Here is a 17,315-nt window from a genome sequence, read left to right on the forward strand (position 1 = left end):
GACGTGATGGCCCCTGAACAGGACGAAACCCCGACGTCACGAGGACGTCGGGGTTTCGTGAGGAGTGGTGCTACGCCTCGGAGTTGGCCGCCGTGGGGATCTCGTCGTCACTGAACGAGCCGGCGATGAACTCCTCGACCATCTGATGGCAGACGGCGTCGGAGTACTGCACGGGCGGGGACTTCATGAAGTAGCTCGACGGGCCCAGCAGCGGGCCGCCGATGCCGCGCTCGAGCGCGACCTTGATGCAGCGCACGGCGTCGATGACGACACCGGCGGAGTTCGGGGAGTCCCAGACCTCGAGCTTGAGCTCGGCGTTGAGGGGGACGTCACCGAAGTTGCGGCCCTCCATGCGGATGTAGGCCCACTTGCGGTCCTCGAGCCACGGCACGTGGTCCGACGGGCCGATGTGGATGTTCTCCGCGGGGATGCCGTCGACCATCTGGGAGGTCACCGACTGGGTCTTGGAGATCTTCTTGGATGCCAGGCGCGAGCGCTCCAGCATGTTCATGAAGTCCATGTTCCCGCCGAAGTTCAGCTGGTAGGTGCGGTCGATGGCGACGCCGCGGTCCTCGAACAGCTTGGTCAGCAGGCGGTGGGTGATGGTGGCACCGACCTGGGACTTGATGTCGTCACCGATGATCGGCACGCCGGCGTCGGCGAACTTCTGCGCCCACTCCGGGTTGGTGGCGATGAAGACCGGCAGGGCGTTGACGAAGCCGACACCGGCGTCGATGGCGCACTGGGCGTAGAACTTGGCAGCCTTCTCCGAGCCCACGGGCAGGTAGCAGACCAGCACGTCGGCGTTGGAGTCGCGCAGCTCCTGGGTGACGTCGACGACGGGCTCGTCGGACTCCTCGGCGACCATGGCGTAGTACTCGCCGAAGCCGTCGTGGGTCGGGCCGCGCAGGACGGTCACGCCGGTCGGGGCGACGTCAGCGAACTTGATGGTGTTGTTCGGCTCGGCAACGATCGCCTCGGAGAGGTCGCGACCGACCTTCTTGGCGTCGACGTCGAAGGCGGCGACGAACTCGATGTCACCGACGTGGTACCCGGCGAGCTCCGGGTGCATGAGGCCCGGGACCTTGTCGTTGGGGTCGACGTCGGCGTAGTAGGTCACGCCCTGCACGAGGGAGCTGGCGCAGTTGCCAACGCCCACGATGGCAACGCGGACCTTTCCTTCGTGTACCTGGCTGTTCTTTGCTGCGCTCATCTGGATGACTCCTGGGTGGCTGGGGTGGGCGACGTGTGCGGCTCGGAGGTGTCCGCCACGCTGGCGGGGGGTTCTGGGTCGGGGTCGGGATCTGGCTGGGCTGCCGGGTCGGGGCCGGTGGGCCGGTCCTCGTCGGGCAGGTCGTAGTCGTCGTGGAAGTACTCGTGGGAATCGTCTGGCCGGCCGGGGTTGGCCTCGGCGGTCAGCAGCTCCTCGATCCACTTGAGGTCGTGCTCGGTGGTCTCGATGCCATGGCGCATCAGGGACAGCGTGTAGGGGTCCGCGCGACCGCGGCGGGCGCGGTTGAAGGCCGTGCGGCCCTGCAGCAGCCGGTCCTCGAGGTAGTCGCGACGCCGCTGGAGCAACCAGACGCGGGTCTCGGTGTTGAGGTACCGGAAGAACGCGAAACGCAGGGGGAACTTCTCTTCTTCCCACGCGCTCGTGGATCCCTGGCCGATCAGCTCGAGGAACTCGGCTTCGCCGACCTCGGTGATCCGGTACACCTGCCGACGCCGCGAGCGTCCGTCGGTGTCGGGGACCCGTTCGACCACACCCTTGGACTCCAGCTTCTTCAGCGTGGGGTACAGCGACCCGAAGGAGACCGTCCAGAAGAAGCCGAGGCGCTGCCCCAGCTGGCGCTTGAGCTCGTAACCGTGCATGGCTCGTTCCTTGAGCAGGCCGAGTACCGCAAGCTCGAGCATCAGTCGCCTCCTTCCGTGTCGCTGTTCCTGATCGGGTGTATCGCTGTCGTGTGGTCCGGCTGCCGGCCGTGGGTGGTCCGGGCAGTGCACGGACAGGCCCCGCACGGGGGACGTGCGGGGCTGCTGTCGGCCGCGTGGACACCACGTTCCACGTGGATCGAACCAGTGGAGGGGCACCATGACGGCCATGTATCGCGGCGATATATCACCTCGATAGTCCCCACGATACATCGCGGCGATACGTCGTCAAGAACTCACCACCGGTACGGACGGGCGACACCCCCGCGACATCCCCCTCGGCCCCACCGCGACACCTCGCGTCAGGCATCGGGAGGGTCGGACGGCCCCGCCGTTGCGGGCCTCTGGCACACTTGGATGACCATGCAGGGACGCATCGACTACCGGATGGCCAAGCGCGCGCTGGTGCGCCAGGTGACCCGAGGGCTGGTCGGTGTGCAGGACGTCTGCGATGCGCACCCCGAGCTGCTGCGTGCCGCACGCAACATCGGGACCGAGACGGCACGGACGTGTCCGATCTGCCGCATGGCCGACGACCGGGCCGACGTCCCGATCGACGCCGAGACCACCCTGCGCGAGGTCACCTACGTCTACGGCTCGTCGCTGCGGCAGCGACAGGGCCACGTGGTGTGGGACGACGAGGAGCTGCGGGTCCTCGCGGAGAAGTACCCGAGCTTCACGGCCTACCGGGTCGAGTGCTGCTTGGTCTGCGCCTGGAGCCACCTCGTCACCGCCGAGCTGCACGGCACCGACCACCGTCCGGGTCGCGACCTGGCCGCTCGGCTCGAGGGCGGCGGCTGAGCCCGAGTCGCGTGCCGCGGTCGGGCGCAGATGGCCGAGGGGCCATGCCGCTGCGCTGCGTGGCCTCGGGATGATGTGACAATCGGCGGGTGACCGACGACCTTCCCCCCATGCGCGGCGGCCGCCGTCGCCGCGTGCCGCGGTGGCTGTGGTGGCTGGCCGGCTTCCCCGCCCTCGTGGCCGTCCTGGCCCTGGCCGCGCTGCTCGCCGTCCTGTTCGTCTCCCTGCCGCTGCCGCCCCAGCCGGGCGCTCCCGCGGTGCTGCTGGACTCCAGCGGCACCGAGTTCACGCAGCTGACGAGCGAGTTCCTGCAGCGCGACATCACGCTCGAGCAGATCCCCCAGCACACCATCGACGCGGTGCTGGCAGCGGAGGACGGCGACTTCTACGACCACATCGGCATCGACCCGGTCAGCGTCCTCCGGGCCGTGTGGGCCAACGTCCGCTCCGGCGAGGTCAGCCAGGGCGGGTCGACGATCACCCAGCAGTACATCAAGGTCGCGTCGGGCGACAACGCCCAGACCGTCTGGCGCAAGCTGACCGAGGCGGCGCTGGCCCTCAAGCTCGAGCGAACCCACACCAAGGACGAGATCCTGGTGATGTACCTCAACGCCGTGTACTTCGGTCGAGGGGCCTACGGGATCCAGGCGGCCGCCCAGGCCTACTACGGGGTCGACGCCATCGACCTGACGCTGGCGCAGTCCGCCGTCCTCGCCGGCGTGCTGCCCGCACCGTCGATCTACGACCCGCTGGTGGACAACGCCGCGTCGCACGCCCGCTACCGCTACGTGCTCGGTCGCATGGTCGACCGGGGCACCCTCCCCGCCGCCGAACGCGACGCGCTGCTGTCCCAGCAACCGCCGACCAACCCGCGGCGCAGCGCCGCCCGCGACGACGCGCCGTGGTTCACCGACGTCGTCCGTCGCGAGCTGGAGAGCCTCGGCTTCGCCGACGGTGCCGGCCTGACGGTCACGACCACCCTCAACCTCGGCGTGCAGCGGCATGCCGAGCGTGCCCATGCGGAGGCCTTCAGCGGCATCGAGGCATCCGGCGCGATCGTCGCCGTGGATCCCACGACCGCCGGTGTGCTGGCCCTCGTCGGCGGCAGCGACTACACCAACGACCAGTTCAACCTGGCCCTCGCCAGCCGGCAGCCCGGGTCGACGTTCAAGCCCGTCGCCCTGGCCGCGTGGCTGGCCGACGGCCGCTCGGCGGAGGAGCCCTTCCGCGCACCCAGCAGCGTGACCCTCCCCGGCGCCGACGCCGGCAACGACTGGACGGTCTCCAACTACGGCGGCAGCGACCTCGGCACCCTGTCGCTGCGCCAGGCGACGTGGCGGTCCAGCAACACCGCGTACGCCGAGATGGCCGTCGAGCTCGGTCCCGAGCGGATCGCGGCGATGGCCGACACGCTGACCGGCCGCCCGGGTGCGCACCCCGCCAACCCCTCCCTCGTGCTGGGCACGACCGAGACGTCCCCGCTGACCATGGCAGGCATCTACGGCACGTTCGCTGCGGAGGGCGTCCGCAACGACGTCCATGCCATCCAGGAGATCCGCCGCGGCGAGGACGTGCTGTACCGCGCCGACGTCGGTGGGGAACGCGTGATGGGCGAGGACGACGCCGCGATCCTGACCGACGTGCTCCGAGGTGTGATCACCAACGGCACCGCCCAGGCAGCTGCCATCGGTCGCCCCGTCGCCGGCAAGACCGGAACCACCCAGGACTACGGCGACGCGTGGTTCGCCGGCTACACCCCGCAGGTCGCCACCGTCGTGTGGATGGGCAACCGCGACAACCGCGCGACCCTGCCCGGCAACGAGACCGGTGGCGGCCTGCCGGCCCGGACGTTCGCGAGCTTCATGGGGGCGGTCCACGAGGGGCTGGACGTGATGGAGTTCCCGACGCCGTCCGGCCGTGCGCCGGAGGACTCGGTGGTCGAGCCGACCGAGACGGCGACGGCCACCCCGACCCCGACGGCCACCGAGTCGGCCACCCCGACCGAGTCGGCGACGCCGACCGAGACCGACAGCGAGACCGAGACGCCGATCCCGGCCCCGACGAGGGTCCCGACGCCGTCGGCCACGCCCGCGCCGCTGCCGACCGAACCGCGTCCGACCCCGTCGTCGACACGGCCCGAGCCGACCCAGCCGCCCGAACCCACCGACCCGCCCGAGCCGGCGCCGGCCCCGACCGCCGCCGACGGCAGCGGCGGGACCGGGCGGACCGGGACGGCCGATGGCGCCGAGACCGACGGGACGACGGACGGTCCGGCAGGCCGGTCGAGCTGAACCGACCGACCGACCCCTTGACTACCGTCTGTCGTATGGGATGTACTCAGCGCTGATCTCGCGGGGTCATCCCCGTCTCTCCGCGTGGTCGTCAGCGGATCCGATCCATCCCCCGTCAGATCGGTGTCCGGACGCCCCCGTCTCCTTCCCCGGAGGCGGGGGCGACGACCCGCCCCACCCTGTCGGGTCGGTCGTTCGCGAGCTGTTGGCCGCGCCGTAACCTAGGGATCGCCCGGCGTGCCCCAACAGCCCGGAGCATCGCCACATGCGTGTCGCCATCGTCACCGAGAGCTTCCTGCCCACCGTGAACGGAGTCAGCAACTCCGTGGCCCGGGTGACCGAGGAACTGGAGATCGCAGGGCACGAGGTGCTGATCGTCGCCCCGGGCAAGGGCCCCGATCGGTTCTCCGACTCCCGGGTGATCCGCACGGCGGCCGTGCCGCTGCCGGGGTACCAGGCCATCCCCGTCGGCATGCCGACCACCCGGACCTACGCCGACCTTGCCGCGTTCGCGCCCGACGTGATGCACATCGGCGGGCCGGTGGCGCTGGGCGCGTGGGGGTTGTCGGCCGCCCGTCGCCTGGGCGTGCCCTCCGTGGCGCTGTACCAGACCGACTTCCCCCGCTTCGCGCGCCACTACCGGGTGGGTGCCGCCGAGGGCCTGGCCTGGCGGTGGCTGCGGCGCATCCACTCCATGGCCGAGGTGACCCTCGCCCCGTCCAGCGCGGCGGCGTGGGACCTCCGGCGCAACGGCGTCCCCCGGGTCCGCATCTGGGGGCGCGGTGTCGACGCCGACCGGTTCCACCCCTGCCGTCGCGACGAGGCCCTGCGCGCCCGGCTGGCACCGAACGGCGAGATGCTCGTCGGCTACGTCGGTCGCCTGGCACCCGAGAAGAACGTGTCGCTCCTCCGTGCCCTCAAGGGCCTGCCCGGCGTGCGGCTGGTGGTCGTGGGCGACGGTCCGGACCGCGACGCCCTGCAGCGCGAGCTGCCACGCGCCCACTTCACCGGCTACAAGGGGGGCGTCGAGCTGTCCACGCTGTTCGCGTCCCTCGACGTCTTCGTCCACACCGGGGCGCACGAGACGTTCTGCCAGACCATCCAGGAGGCGCTGTCCAGCGGCGTCCCCGTCGTGGGCCCGGCCGTGGGGGGCCCGCTGGACCTGATCCGGCACGGCAGCAACGGGCTGCTGTACCGCCCCGATGACCGTCGGGCCCTGCGTCGTGCGGTCGCCCAGCTGTCCACCGACCGGGTCGGCCGCGACCGCATGGCCGCCCGCACCCGCCCGGGCGTGCGCGGTCGGACCTGGGCCGCGCTGACCGAACAGCTCGTCGGCCACTACGCCCAGGCGATGGTCGGCTTCACCCCGGAGGACGCGATGGCGCCGCCGGTTCCGTCCGTCGTCGGCCTGTAGGGGGATCCGTGCGCATCGTCCAGATCGCCAACTTCGTCTCGCCCACCTCGGGTGGGATCCGCACCACACTCGCACGGCTCCGCAACGGCTACGAGGCCGCCGGCCACGAGTCCGTGCTCGTCATCCCCGGCCCGAGGGACCACACCGAACGAACCGAGGACGGCCTGGTCGTCCGGGTCGGGGCGCCCAGGATCCCGCGGTCCGGCGGCTACCGGATGATCGTCGACATCCGCACCGTCCACCGGACGCTGGAGGACCTCCAGCCCGACCGCCTGGAGGTCAACGACCGGTTCACGCTGCGAGCCGTCGGGGACTGGGCAAGCCGCAACGACGTGCCGGCCATGGCGGTCATCCACGAACGGCTCGACCGCCTGGTCGGCATGTACGTCCCGTGGGTCGTGCGGCCGGGCATGATCGCCCGCCGGGACAACGCGGCCGTGGCGGCACGGTTCCACACCGTGGTGTCCCCGTCGGCCTGGGCCGCCCAGGAGTTCCGGCGCGCCGGCGTCGACAACAGCGAGGTCGTCAGCTGGGGCGTGGACCTGGACCGCTTCCACCCGGACCGTCGGAGCGCCGTGCTGCGCCGGCGGCTGCTCGGCGACGCCGATGTGCTGATGGTCATGGTCTGCCGCCTGTCGCCGGAGAAGCGGCCCGACAGCGCGATCACCACGCTGCAGGCCCTCCGGGCCCGAGGGGTCAATGCACGGCTCGTCGTCGCCGGGACCGGCAAGAGCGATCGCCGGCTCCGCCGATCCGCCGAGGGGCTGCCGGTGACGTTCCTCGGCCACCTGCAGGGCCGTGACCACGTGGCCGAGCTGCTGGCGGCGGCCGACGTGGCGATCTGCCCTGGCCCCATCGAGACGTTCGGGCTGGCGGCGCTGGAGGCGATGGCCTCGGGCACCCCGGTCGTGTCGTCGCGCTTCGGCGCGATCGCCGAGCTGCTCCGGCCTCCCTTCGGCATGCCGGCCTACAACCACGGACCGGCCATGGCGACGGCCGCCATGGAGCTGCTGGAGAACGGCGAAGTGGCCCGGGCCGCGGCGCGAGCGGAGGCCGAGCGGTATCCGTGGCAGGCCGCCATCGACGCCATGCTGGGCCTGCACGGCCTGTCGGCTGCACCGCAGCACTCGCCGCGGGACTGACCGTCGTGCCCGCGGTGACCAGCGGGGTGCGACCGCTCGAGCCCCGCGACGCCGACGCCGTCCGACAGCTGTTCGTGGCCACCGCCGCGCTGGGGTCCCCCCTGTCCCTCCCGCGTCGCGACCTGGACGCCTACACCGCCATGTGCCTCGACTACTACCTGACCGTCGACGGGACCGCGTCCGGGGTGTACCTCGAGGACGGCCGGGTCGTCGGCTACGCCCTGGTCGCGCTGGACCACGCCGACCACGAACGATGGGTCAGGCGCCCGGCCATGGCGTGGGCCACGAGGGCGATGCGCACCCTCGCGACCGCACCGACGGGCACCGCGGCGGCGTTCTCGCGACGGCGCCTGCTGGACGGGGTCGTGTCGGTGACACGTGGAACGCCGCCACCGATGCCCGCCCACTTCCACTTCAACGTCGAGGGGGCACGGCGGGGCGCGGTGGCCGGCTTCCACCTCGCCGACCACGCCGACCGCGTGGTCGGCGGCGCGGGCCTGCCGGGGTACTTCGGCGAGGTCAACGTGCCGATCGGCAAGCCCGGGCGGGTGCGGGCGCTCGAGCGGATGGGTGCCCGGGTCGTGCACCGCCAGCGCAACCACACGATGTCGTGGTTGGCCGGGTCGCCGGTCGACCGGGTCACCGTCGTCCGGCCGGTGGACGCCGCCGACGGCTGGACCCGGCTTCCCCACATCGAGGCCTGACACGTGGGGTCCTGATCGGCGAACCCGTCAGCGCACGCCCGGCAGCAGCGCCCAGCGAACCCGCGCGCGGTAACCGGCGTAGTCGGGGTAGGCCGCGGCCAGCAGCCGTTCCTCGTGGGCGGACTTGCGGTCGAAGAACGCCGCGGAGGCGAGGGCGACGGCGGCACCCGTGGCGCTCGGGGTCCGTGCGAGGCCACCGACGATCATCAGCAGGACGGCGGTGTAGATGGGATGGCGAACGACGCCGTAGGGACCGCGGTCGACCAGCTCACCGTCCTCGATCGGGGTGGGCTGCGGGACGAGCTGGCGTCCGAGGGCCACGAACGAGGTCAGGCCGAGCGCGACACCGAGGCCGAACACGGTCGTCCCGACGGCCCGCGACCCGGCGACCTGCACCCGACCGGGCCCGCCGTCCGCCCGGGGCACGAGGACGAAGGCGACCAGGAACAGCACCCCCTGCCCGGCGAGCCAAGCGAGGTCGGATCCGCTGAGCTGGCGAAGGCGACGCACGGGCTGGAACGTAGCAACTCCATGGGCGTCGAGGCGCTTCACCTGCGGGCGGAGGGGATGGACGTCGCCAGCACCCCGGTCAGGGCCAGCGCCCGTGCGGCCAGCGCGGCGGCGAACACCTCGTAGGGGAGGGAGGGGGTGGCGCCCTGCAGCCCGGCGAGGAACGGGAAGCGGGTCAGCAGCACGGCGCCGTCGGCGACCACGAACGCGACGACCAGCCACGTGGGGACGGTGGGCACGTGTGCCCGCGTCGTCGGGTTGGGCCTGTCAACGGCCCCACCGGTCGGCGCGATCGGGGCCTGCATCGCCTCCTCGCGATGATGGGCACGATCCGCCGTCGCGAGGACCATCAGCGGCAGCAGCCACAGGCTGAACTGGGGCGAGTAGACCTTGCCGGCCAGGACGAACCAGACGAGGAGGGGGAGGGCCAGGCGCCACCGCTCGCCCGCGGGCAGCGATCGCCCCCGCCACACCACGACCGCCCAGCCCAGCAGCGTCGCCACGGCCACCAGGACGTTGGTGGCCCCGACCGGTACCACCCCGGCACCGAGGCGGTCCAGCACGACGTTGAGCGCGAACCACGCGGTGTCCCAGTCAGCCGCACGCTCGCCGTTCAGCCGTACGAACGCCCACGCCTCGGCCCCGCCCCACCAGGTGGCCAGTCCCATCCCGACCGTGACCACGGCCACCGCCGCTGCCCCTCCACGGATCGCCACGTCCCGCCGTCCGCGCGACCACGCCGCCCACACGACGAGCGGGACGAGGACGAGCGGGAACAGCTTGGCCAGCCCGCCCAACGCCGCGAGCACGCAGGCACCGACATCCTTCCCGGACCGGTGCAGCGCCAGCGCCCCGAGCATCAACGCCACCGGCACCGGGTCCCAGCTGATCAGCGTGGCCACCACCACGGTCGGCGACGCAACCCACAGCCACACCCGCCGGTCCGACGTCCCCAGCCGGCCGAGCAGCCGGAGCGACACTGCGGTGGCCGCCACGGCCACCGCGGCGGTCACCCCCAGGAAGCCCGTCACCGAGGACGACCAGGCCATCGCCAGCCACCACTGCACGGTCGTCAGGGGCGGGTACTCCGTCAGCACCTCGACGTACGGTGTCGGGTCGCCCACCAGCCCACGTGCCTGCGCGATCGCGACGACGTCGCTGTAACACCCCGGCAGCCCGACCTCGCTGCCGACCAGGCCTCCCGACGCACAGCCGACCTTCACCGCGGTCCCCGCGGCCAGCACCAGCCCCAGCCCGAGCCACACCGACCACGACGCACGGGTGGAGGGGGCTCGGGGAGACGACACGACGCCGATCATGCCAAGGTCGCACCGTGCCGAGGTCGCTACCCTCCGCCTGACGATGGAGCAGCGAGCCGACGGACCAGGGGTGGCGGTGCTCGGTCGGTACGCCGGCGTGGTCCACGTGCTCGCCGAGCACCTCCGCACCGAGGGGCTGTCGGTCGCCGTTGCGTGGGCCGCTGACGACCCGACCGGCACCCCGCAGCCGACCACGACGCTGCTGGCCGACCTCGTGGTCGTCTGCACCCATGCCCCCGGCGACCCGACCCTCCACGACCTCCGCGCGGCCGGGCACACGGGTCCGGTCGTCGCGGTCGTGTGGCATCCCGACGACGAGCTCGAGCTGCCGTCCGGGCCGACGACCATCGTCCGCACCGGTCGGGTCCTGGCGGACCTCGCCGGTCACGTGGTGCGGACGCCGACGCGCTGAGCCCCGGCGGGGGTACCGGCGCCGACGCCCGTCGAGCTACTCGGCGGGGTCGCCGACGCCCACGTACTGGAAGCGGCTCTCGGCCTCCTCCTCGGTCCGCGCCACGTCCGTGCCGACGGCACGCAGCCGACGGCGGGCGTAGGCGTAGGCGAGGTAGGCCAGCAGCGGCGGGCCGAAGACCATCGCGACACGGAAGGCGAAGACCAGGTCCTCGATGGGGATGCCGACCATCCGGCTGATGATGTCGTTGGTCGCGTTCGCCGAGGCGAGCAGCACGAAGGAGAACGTCCCCATGACCATGGCCGCGCGCAGCGGGATGTCCAGGGGGTTGGTCAGCACGTGCCACTCCCCCTTCAGGCCGTAGACCTTGCGCTCCAGCGTCGGGTAGGCGAACAGCAGGCCGAACAGGATGCCGGGGATCAGCGCGCCGGCGACGAACAGGCTGTTGATCGTCGTGCCGAGGATGTCGAGCTCGAACGCCGGGATCGCTCGCAGCAGGCCGTCGGTCCAGAACAGGAACCAGTCGGGCTGGGCGTTGTTGCCGACCTCGCCCGGCAGGTAGGGGCCGAGCAGCTCGACATCGCTCCAGGGGATGATCGTGGCCGACAGGGCGAGCAGCCCGCCGATCCACAGCACCAGCGTGGTCGACTCCGCCGCCTGGCCCGGCCACAGCGGCTTGCCGACGACGTAGGAGTGCCCGTCGACGTCGGGACGGGGCATCTGCGTGTGCTTCTGGCGGACGAGGATGAAGACGTGCGCGGCGATGAGGCCTGCGAGCAGGAGGGGCAGCACGAACACGTGCAGGGCGTAGAAGCGTGGGATGATCGCCTCGCCGGGGAACTCACCGCCAAAGACCCAGAAGGCGACGTTCTCGCCGACGAAGGGGATCGACAGGATGATGGAGTACATGACCCGGATGCCGGTGCCGGCCAGCGAGTCGTAGGGCAGCGAGTAGCCCAGGAACCCCTCCCCCAGCACCATCGTCAGCAGGCCGATGCCGACGTAGTAGTTGACCTCGCGGGGCTTGCGGAACGCACCCGTCAGCAGGATCCGCAGCATGTGGAGGATCATCGAGGCGATGAACAGGTGGCTGGCCGCCCGATGGATGCGCCGCATCAGCAGCCCGCCCGGGACGTCGCTGGACAGCCGGACGACGGACTCGAACGCCGCCGGCAGCTCCACACCGGCGAAGAACTCGTTGGAGCCGGTGTAGGCGACCGGGTCCACCGCCGGGCGGAAGAACAGGGTGAGGAAGATCCCCGTCAGGACCAGGACGGCGAAGGAGATCATCGCCACCTCGCCCAGCAGGAACGACCAGTTGGCGGGGAAGACCTTGTTGGCGGCCTTCTTCGTCGGGCCGGACAGGTGCATGCGCCGGTCGAGGGCGTCGAGCAGCGCGCTGAACAACGGCGTCATGGCCGGAGACCTCCTGCGGGGGTGGGGGTCGTCGTGGGCATCATCCGAACGACGGTCCTGCGAGCTCTTCGAAGTCGCCCATGGCGATCAGGTAGCCCTCGTCGTCGACGCCGAGCGGCAGCTGCGGCAGCGGACGGGCGGCGGGGCCGAAGGTGGGGATGCACGCGTGCGGGACGTCGAACGTCGACTGGTGGCACGGGCAGAACAGGGACTGGTCCTGCTCGCGGTACAGCGCGACCGGGCAGCCGGCGTGGGTGCAGATCTTGGAGTAGCCGACCACCGTCTCGTCGACGACCCACGACATGTTCGTGGGTTCCTTCGGTGGCTCCGACAGCCGGATGATCACCACGGCGGCACGTTCGAAGCCGATGGCCCCGTCGGGCCAGACCGAGGCGATGTTGCCGACGGCGAGGTCCTCGGGGCGCAGCGGCTCACCGTCGTTGTTGACGGCGCGGACGCCACGGGCCCAGGGGGTCTGCCGCAGGGTGTTGCCCACGTTGGGGCCGAGGGAGGGCACGAGGGAGAGGAGGGAGATGCCGAGCGCCCCGAACGCGCCGACGAGGATGCGGGTCAGGAAGCCACGGCGTTCCAGCGGCTTGATCAGGGTGTAGTCGTCGTCCCCTGCGGTCGGGTCCACCGCAGCGCCGACGGGGACGCGGTCCTCCTCGACGACATCGCGAGGCTCGGCGGCGACGACCTCCGGGAAGCGGTCGAAGAAGTAGCGCCGCACGGCGAGGCCCAACAGGAACAACGACAGGGCGAGGCAGCCGGAGTAGACCGGCAGGGGCCCGCCGAACCGCAGGACCAGCGCGAAGGCGACGGCGAGCACGCCGCCGAGTCCCGCAGTCCAGGCGACGAAGGCGTCGTTGGCCCGGCTGGGGTCGGGGACGTGCATCTCCAGCACGTGCCGCTCGAGCACGGGGCGGGCGGTGGGATCCTCGGGCTGGTCGTCGGCCGTGATCGGGCTCGTGGTCGGGTCCTGGCTCACGGCCGGGGCTCCTCGTCGGGATCGTGGGGGTGGTCGGGGTCGGCGTCGTTCGTGTCGGTGGTGTCGGGATCGGCGTCCCGCGTGGCGGGTCGGCCGTCGGGGGGTGTGATCCCGGCCTCGGGCTGCGACCCCTCGTCGATGAGGTCCTCCAGGCGCACCGGCCGGCTGCCGATGTAGACCAGCGAGCCGAGCAGGGCCAGGGACAGCAGTCCGACGAAGCCCGACGCGAAGACCGGGTTCAGCTCGACCAGGCCGAGGAACGGCGTACCGCGTTCCTCGTCGACGGCCTCGAGGTAGGCCACGACGGCGTCGACGTCCTCGTCGGGGATGACCTCGGCGGAGAAGGCCGGCATCTCGAACGGGCCCACGCGGATGGCCTCGGCGATGGCGATGCCCGGCAGGTTGTTGACCTGCGGCGTCCACGCCTGGCGACCGGCCGTGCCGCCGGCGCCCGCGTTGCCGTGGCAGTGCGCGCAGTTGCGGGCGAAGACCTCCAGGCCGCGGGCGACCTCGCCCTCGTTGACCTCGGGCACCTCACCGGGGATGTCGAACTCCTCCGACATCCATTCGACCAGCGCCGTGCGTTCGGCGTCGTCGTAGAAGACATGGCGTTCGCGGTTGTCGAACGGGTCGCCGGCGGGGGGCATGCGGCCGGTGCGCAGGACCAGGTCCAGGTACGGAACGGTCAGGTCGTCGTTGTTGCGCAGCGACGGCACCGGACGGCCGTCGGTCGGGACCTCGCCACCCTGGCCGTCGAGGCCGTGGCACCGCGAGCAGTTCTGCGCGTAGCTCTCGACCGCGAAGGAGTCCGCGAGTTCCTGCTCGGCCTCCTGCGCGAAGGCGGACGGCCAGAACAGCAGGGCGGCGGCTGCTGCGGATGCCACCACCACGAGCCACCCAGCCAGCGATCGACGGTTGGCGGCCAGCATCTCGCTGCGGTCCTTTCAGCACGTCAGGGCGGGATTCCCCACGGAGGCTACCTGCCCCGGACCGGTTCGTGACAGCGGGACGGCGCCGCCGGGTCCCCCTTTGTCCCGGCGGCGACAGGGGTCAGGCGTGCGGGATGGGCCAGCGGTTCAGCGCACCCTCCTCCAGCGGGGCATCACGCCAGCCGAGCCCTACCGGCACGTGCTGGATCCGAACCTGGCGGCGCCTGACTGCGACCACCTGCTGGTGCCGCGCGGCAGGATGGACCGCCCGAGGTCGTCCTGACCCCGGCGCTCGTCGAGGACGTGTGGCGCATCGGTGTGGATGTCGTGGGGCATCGGGGACGCACCCACCTGCTGTTTCGCGAACCACCGTTGGAGGATCAGCTGGCTCCCCCTCCCGAACTTCCCGTTCGGCCGCCTGCGAGACGTGGGTAGGATGCGCGTCGATGACTGTCACCATCCGCCATGCCGAGGACTCCGAGCTCGACATCGTCGCGTCGCTGATCGTCGACGCATACGCGGAGTTCGCCGCGACGATGTCGCCCGACGCCTGGTCGATGTTCGCCCAGGACATCGCGAACGTGCACGGCCGACGGGGTGATGGCGAGATCGTCGTGGCCGAACGCGACGGCAAGATCGTCGGGTCGGTCACGGTGTTCCGTGACTGGCGCGGTGCGCAGCAGGACACGATGGCCATGCGGATGCTGGCGGTCCCCCCGACCGAACGGCACACCGGCGTCGGCAAGTCGCTGATGCAGTGGGCCATCGACGAGGCCAAGGCCGCGAACAAGGAACGCATCGTCCTGACCGCCATGCAGGTCATGGACACCCTGCGCGAGATGGCCGACAGGCTCGGCTTCGAACGCGCCCCCGAGCTCGACCACGAGCCCGCCCCCGGCGTGCGCGCGGAGGGCTACAGCCTGACGCTGTGACATGGTGGCGGCTCCGCCGCCACGGTCGTTTCACACTGCCTCGCTGCGCTCGGACGGTCCTCGGGCGTTGTTGGTTGGTCCTCACTCCGTTCGGACGGTCCTCGGGCTCGTGACCGACGAATCGCTCCCTCGATTCTCGACCCTCGCTTCGCATCGGGCGCTGCGAGTCTCACTCGCGTTTCGCCGGCGCCCTGCGGCGGTGCGTTGGCACCTCGGAGGCCCCCCGCACATGACTGGTGTGTGCGTTCGACCTCGCGTTGGGTTGTCCATCGCACCCACCCTGGGCCGGTGTGCGGTATCCCCGGCGCCAAGGGGCGTGCATCGCCCACGAACCCTCATCCCGTGTGGGATCGGCCGTCCTCAGGGGTGCCCAACGCACACGCCAGACCGGCCACCGCGGCCGACCTGACCAGCACAGCCGCGCTCCTACCAGTGGACGCCGCGGAGGAGGTAGGCGAAGGCCAGGCCCTCGCTGGAGGCCTCTTCCTCGGGCTTGGCCGGGGTGACGTCGTTGACGGCGTCCTCCCCCTTCTTCGCGGCCGTGGAGTCCGGGAACAGGTGGTAGCCCGTGTTGAGGATGGCGTCCATCAGCTTGGGGGCGACGGCGTGGCCGACCATGGCGGTGTTGCCGAGCCCCGTGGCCACCCGCTTGGGGCGCTGGATGATCGCGGTGGTGATCATCGCGCCGGCCTCGTCGGGAGTGATGGCCGGGAACGCGTCGTACATCTTCGTCGGTGCGATCATGGGGGTGCGGACCAGCGGCATGTAGATCGTCGTGATGTGGCAGTTGTCGTCGATGATCTCCGTCGCCGCGCAGCGCGAGAACGCATCGAGCGCCGACTTGGACGCCACGTAGGCGCTGAACCGCGGGACGTTGGTCTGGCAGCCGATCGAGCTGATGTTGATGATGTGGCCGAACTTCCGCTCGCGCATGCCCGGCAGGAACCCGAGGATCAGCCGCAGCGACCCGAAGTAGTTCAGCTGCATCGTCCGCTCGAAGTCGTGGAAGCGGTCGTAGGACAGCTTGATCGACCGTCGGATCGAGCGGCCGGCGTTGTTGACCAGCACGTCGACGCCGCCGTGTTCGGCGATGACCTCGTCGACCATCCGCTGGATGTCCTCGCCGTCGGTCAGGTCACACGGGTGCACGAAGGCCGTGCCGCCCATCTCCTCCAGGCGGGTCTTGAGCAACTCCAGCTTGTCGGCGCTGCGGGCGACGAGCAGGACGGTGCCACCGGCCTCGGCGACCTGCATCGCCGCCGCCTCGCCGATGCCCGACGACGCGCCGGTGATCATGATGCGCTTGCCCTTGACCGCCCCCTCCAGCGACCGGTCGAGGAACAGCACCGGGTCCAGGTTGCGCGCCCAGTAGTCCCACAGCTTGTCGGCGTAGGTCTCGACGTCGGGCGCCTCGATGCCGGTGCCCTCCAGCGCCGCCGTGGTGTTGGTCATGTCGAACTTGGTGGGGTTGGACATGTAGGTCAGCAGCTGCTTGGGGATGCCCAGGCTGTCCATCGTCGTGTTGACGATCCGCTTCACCGGGGGGAGGGATCCCAGGCCGGTCTTGATGGCCGGCGGGATCAGCTCGAAGACGGCCGGGTCGACGCGGATGCCGAACTCGGGAGCCCCGGCCACGCGGGCGAAGGCGTTCATGATCTCGCCGGCCGACCTCGGCTTGGCCTGCGTCAGGTGGAAGGCCTTGCCGTTCCACGTCGCGTCGAGGTGGGCGATGTGGTCCATGGCCTCGGCCACGTAGTCGACCGGGACCATGTTCATCCGCCGGCCCTCGAGGCCGACCAGCGGCAGCCAGCCCGGCATGGCGTGGCGCAGTCGCTTGAGCAGCGGGAAGACGTAGTACGGCCCGTCGACCTTGTCCATCTCGCCCGTGCGGGAGTGGCCCAGCACGATGCCCGGCCGGTAGATCCGCCACGGCCGCTGGCACTCGTCGCGGACCAGCTTCTCCGACTCGTGCTTGGTGCGGTAGTACGGGTCCTTCAGGCCGGTGGCCTCGTCGAGCATGTCCTCGCGGAACCAGCCGCGGAAGTCACCGGCCGCGGCGATGGAGGAGACGTGGTGGACCAGGCCGGCCTCGACGGCATGTGCCAGCTCGACCATGTGCTGGGTGCCGTCGACGTTGGCGATCCGCTGCCGTTCGGCGTCGGCCTTCAGGTCGTAGATGGCGGCCAGGTGGAAGAGGTGGTCGACCTGCCCGCGGAGCTCGGCGACCTGGTCGTCGTCCAGGCCGAGGCGCGGCTGGGAGAGGTCCCCGACGACCGCGACCAGCTGGGTCTCGTCCAGCCCACAGCGCTCGCGGATGGCGTCCAGCTTGGCGACCGACGACTCGCGGACCAACGCGTGGATGGTCTCACCGCGCTCGGCCAGCTTCTCGATGAGGAAACGGCCGATGAAACCGGTGCCGCCGGTGACGAAGTAGCTCATGTGTGTGGTGCCCCTTGTTCTGCGGCACGACGATTCGACTCCGCGTGCCTGCTCCGCGACCGGCAGCGTACTTAGTCCGGGCCGGC

At 71.2% G+C, this 17,315-nt stretch carries 15 protein-coding genes; 7 read left to right on the plus strand and 8 right to left on the minus strand.

The features are described from left to right. Window positions 1-70: 70 nt before the first annotated feature. Both CUC05_RS18315 and CUC05_RS18320 read right to left on the minus strand, forming a co-directional pair. Complete coding sequence (locus tag CUC05_RS18315; RefSeq protein ID WP_108667570.1) at window positions 71-1,213, minus strand: inositol-3-phosphate synthase; 1,143 nt, start codon at window positions 1,211-1,213, stop codon at window positions 71-73. After that, window positions 1,210-1,914 (minus strand): PadR family transcriptional regulator, encoded by a 705-nt coding sequence (locus CUC05_RS18320; RefSeq protein ID WP_157965730.1) that lies wholly within the window; start codon window positions 1,912-1,914, stop codon window positions 1,210-1,212. Before CUC05_RS18320 ends, CUC05_RS18315 begins: the two co-directional genes overlap by 4 nt. A gap of 381 nt (window positions 1,915-2,295) precedes the next feature. Between CUC05_RS18320 and CUC05_RS18325 the strand changes: the two genes are divergently transcribed. The 5 genes from CUC05_RS18325 to CUC05_RS18345 all read left to right on the plus strand — a co-directional run bounded on the left by CUC05_RS18325 (window position 2,296) and on the right by CUC05_RS18345 (window position 8,284). Further along, window positions 2,296-2,733, plus strand: a complete 438-nt coding sequence (locus CUC05_RS18325; protein ID WP_157965731.1) for a DUF5318 family protein — start codon at window positions 2,296-2,298, stop codon at window positions 2,731-2,733. Window positions 2,734-2,822: 89 nt separating this feature from the next. After that, a complete protein-coding gene (locus tag CUC05_RS18330) occupies window positions 2,823-5,024 on the plus strand; it encodes a transglycosylase domain-containing protein (protein WP_108667573.1) in 2,202 nt (733 codons plus the stop codon). Between the two features lie 265 nt (window positions 5,025-5,289). Then, complete coding sequence (locus CUC05_RS18335; RefSeq protein ID WP_108667574.1) at window positions 5,290-6,438, plus strand: glycosyltransferase family 4 protein; 1,149 nt, start codon at window positions 5,290-5,292, stop codon at window positions 6,436-6,438. A gap of 8 nt (window positions 6,439-6,446) precedes the next feature. Further along, window positions 6,447-7,580 carry a glycosyltransferase gene (locus CUC05_RS18340; RefSeq protein WP_108667575.1) on the plus strand — a complete coding sequence of 378 codons (1,134 nt, stop codon included), beginning with the start codon at window positions 6,447-6,449 and terminating at the stop codon, window positions 7,578-7,580. A gap of 14 nt (window positions 7,581-7,594) precedes the next feature. Continuing rightward, window positions 7,595-8,284 (plus strand): hypothetical protein, encoded by a 690-nt coding sequence (locus CUC05_RS18345; RefSeq protein ID WP_108667576.1) that lies wholly within the window; start codon window positions 7,595-7,597, stop codon window positions 8,282-8,284. A gap of 27 nt (window positions 8,285-8,311) precedes the next feature. On the opposite strand, the gene CUC05_RS18350 is transcribed toward CUC05_RS18345, so the two are convergent. Next, entirely contained in the window at window positions 8,312-8,794 is a 483-nt protein-coding gene (locus tag CUC05_RS18350; RefSeq protein WP_157965732.1) for a methyltransferase family protein, read from the minus strand. Window positions 8,795-8,832: 38 nt separating this feature from the next. Next, on the minus strand, window positions 8,833-10,101 hold the full coding sequence (locus CUC05_RS24830; protein WP_157965733.1) for a hypothetical protein: 1,269 nt from the start codon (window positions 10,099-10,101) through the stop codon (window positions 8,833-8,835). A gap of 55 nt (window positions 10,102-10,156) precedes the next feature. On the opposite strand from CUC05_RS24830, the gene CUC05_RS18355 reads away from it, so the two are divergent. After that, complete coding sequence (locus CUC05_RS18355) at window positions 10,157-10,525, plus strand: hypothetical protein (protein ID WP_157965734.1); 369 nt, start codon at window positions 10,157-10,159, stop codon at window positions 10,523-10,525. A gap of 36 nt (window positions 10,526-10,561) precedes the next feature. Here CUC05_RS18355 and CUC05_RS18360 read toward each other — a convergent pair whose 3' ends face one another. Genes CUC05_RS18360 through CUC05_RS18370 form a run of 3 tightly spaced genes read right to left on the minus strand, consistent with a single transcriptional unit; the run spans window position 10,562 to window position 13,858 of the window. After that, the gene (locus CUC05_RS18360) at window positions 10,562-11,941 is read right to left on the minus strand and encodes a cytochrome b (protein ID WP_108667579.1); all 1,380 of its coding nucleotides are present in this window, start codon (window positions 11,939-11,941) and stop codon (window positions 10,562-10,564) included. Window positions 11,942-11,981: 40 nt separating this feature from the next. Then, entirely contained in the window at window positions 11,982-12,929 is a 948-nt protein-coding gene (locus CUC05_RS18365) for a QcrA and Rieske domain-containing protein (protein ID WP_108667580.1), read from the minus strand. Further along, window positions 12,926-13,858: a c-type cytochrome gene (locus CUC05_RS18370; RefSeq protein WP_108667581.1), complete on the minus strand. Its 933-nt coding sequence runs from the start codon at window positions 13,856-13,858 to the stop codon at window positions 12,926-12,928. The genes CUC05_RS18365 and CUC05_RS18370 overlap by 4 nt, the downstream gene beginning before the upstream one ends. A gap of 446 nt (window positions 13,859-14,304) precedes the next feature. On the opposite strand from CUC05_RS18370, the gene CUC05_RS24835 reads away from it, so the two are divergent. Continuing rightward, entirely contained in the window at window positions 14,305-14,790 is a 486-nt protein-coding gene (locus CUC05_RS24835) for a GNAT family N-acetyltransferase (RefSeq protein ID WP_157965735.1), read from the plus strand. Between the two features lie 426 nt (window positions 14,791-15,216). Here the strand turns inward: CUC05_RS24835 and CUC05_RS18380 are convergent, their stop codons facing one another. Then, window positions 15,217-17,229 carry an SDR family oxidoreductase gene (locus CUC05_RS18380; RefSeq protein WP_108667582.1) on the minus strand — a complete coding sequence of 671 codons (2,013 nt, stop codon included), beginning with the start codon at window positions 17,227-17,229 and terminating at the stop codon, window positions 15,217-15,219. Between the last annotated feature and the right edge of the window lie 86 nt (window positions 17,230-17,315).

Origin of the sequence: Euzebya rosea (assembly GCF_003073135.1) — a bacterium.
GTDB lineage: Bacteria > Actinomycetota > Nitriliruptoria > Euzebyales > Euzebyaceae > Euzebya > Euzebya rosea.

Bases quoted from the DNA above. Each gene is read 5' to 3' on its own strand.
- CUC05_RS18315 (WP_108667570.1), bottom strand. From the start codon at position 1,213: ATGAGCGCAGCAAAGAACAGCCAGGTACACGAAGGAAAGGTCCGCGTT.
- CUC05_RS18320 (WP_157965730.1), bottom strand. From the start codon at position 1,914: ATGCTCGAGCTTGCGGTACTCGGCCTGCTCAAGGAACGAGCCATGCAC.
- CUC05_RS18325 (WP_157965731.1), top strand. From the start codon at position 2,296: ATGCAGGGACGCATCGACTACCGGATGGCCAAGCGCGCGCTGGTGCGC.
- CUC05_RS18335 (WP_108667574.1), top strand. From the start codon at position 5,290: ATGCGTGTCGCCATCGTCACCGAGAGCTTCCTGCCCACCGTGAACGGA.
- CUC05_RS18355 (WP_157965734.1), top strand. From the start codon at position 10,157: ATGGAGCAGCGAGCCGACGGACCAGGGGTGGCGGTGCTCGGTCGGTAC.
- CUC05_RS18360 (WP_108667579.1), bottom strand. From the start codon at position 11,941: ATGACGCCGTTGTTCAGCGCGCTGCTCGACGCCCTCGACCGGCGCATG.
- CUC05_RS18370 (WP_108667581.1), bottom strand. From the start codon at position 13,858: ATGCTGGCCGCCAACCGTCGATCGCTGGCTGGGTGGCTCGTGGTGGTG.
- CUC05_RS24835 (WP_157965735.1), top strand. From the start codon at position 14,305: ATGACTGTCACCATCCGCCATGCCGAGGACTCCGAGCTCGACATCGTC.
- CUC05_RS18380 (WP_108667582.1), bottom strand. From the start codon at position 17,229: ATGAGCTACTTCGTCACCGGCGGCACCGGTTTCATCGGCCGTTTCCTC.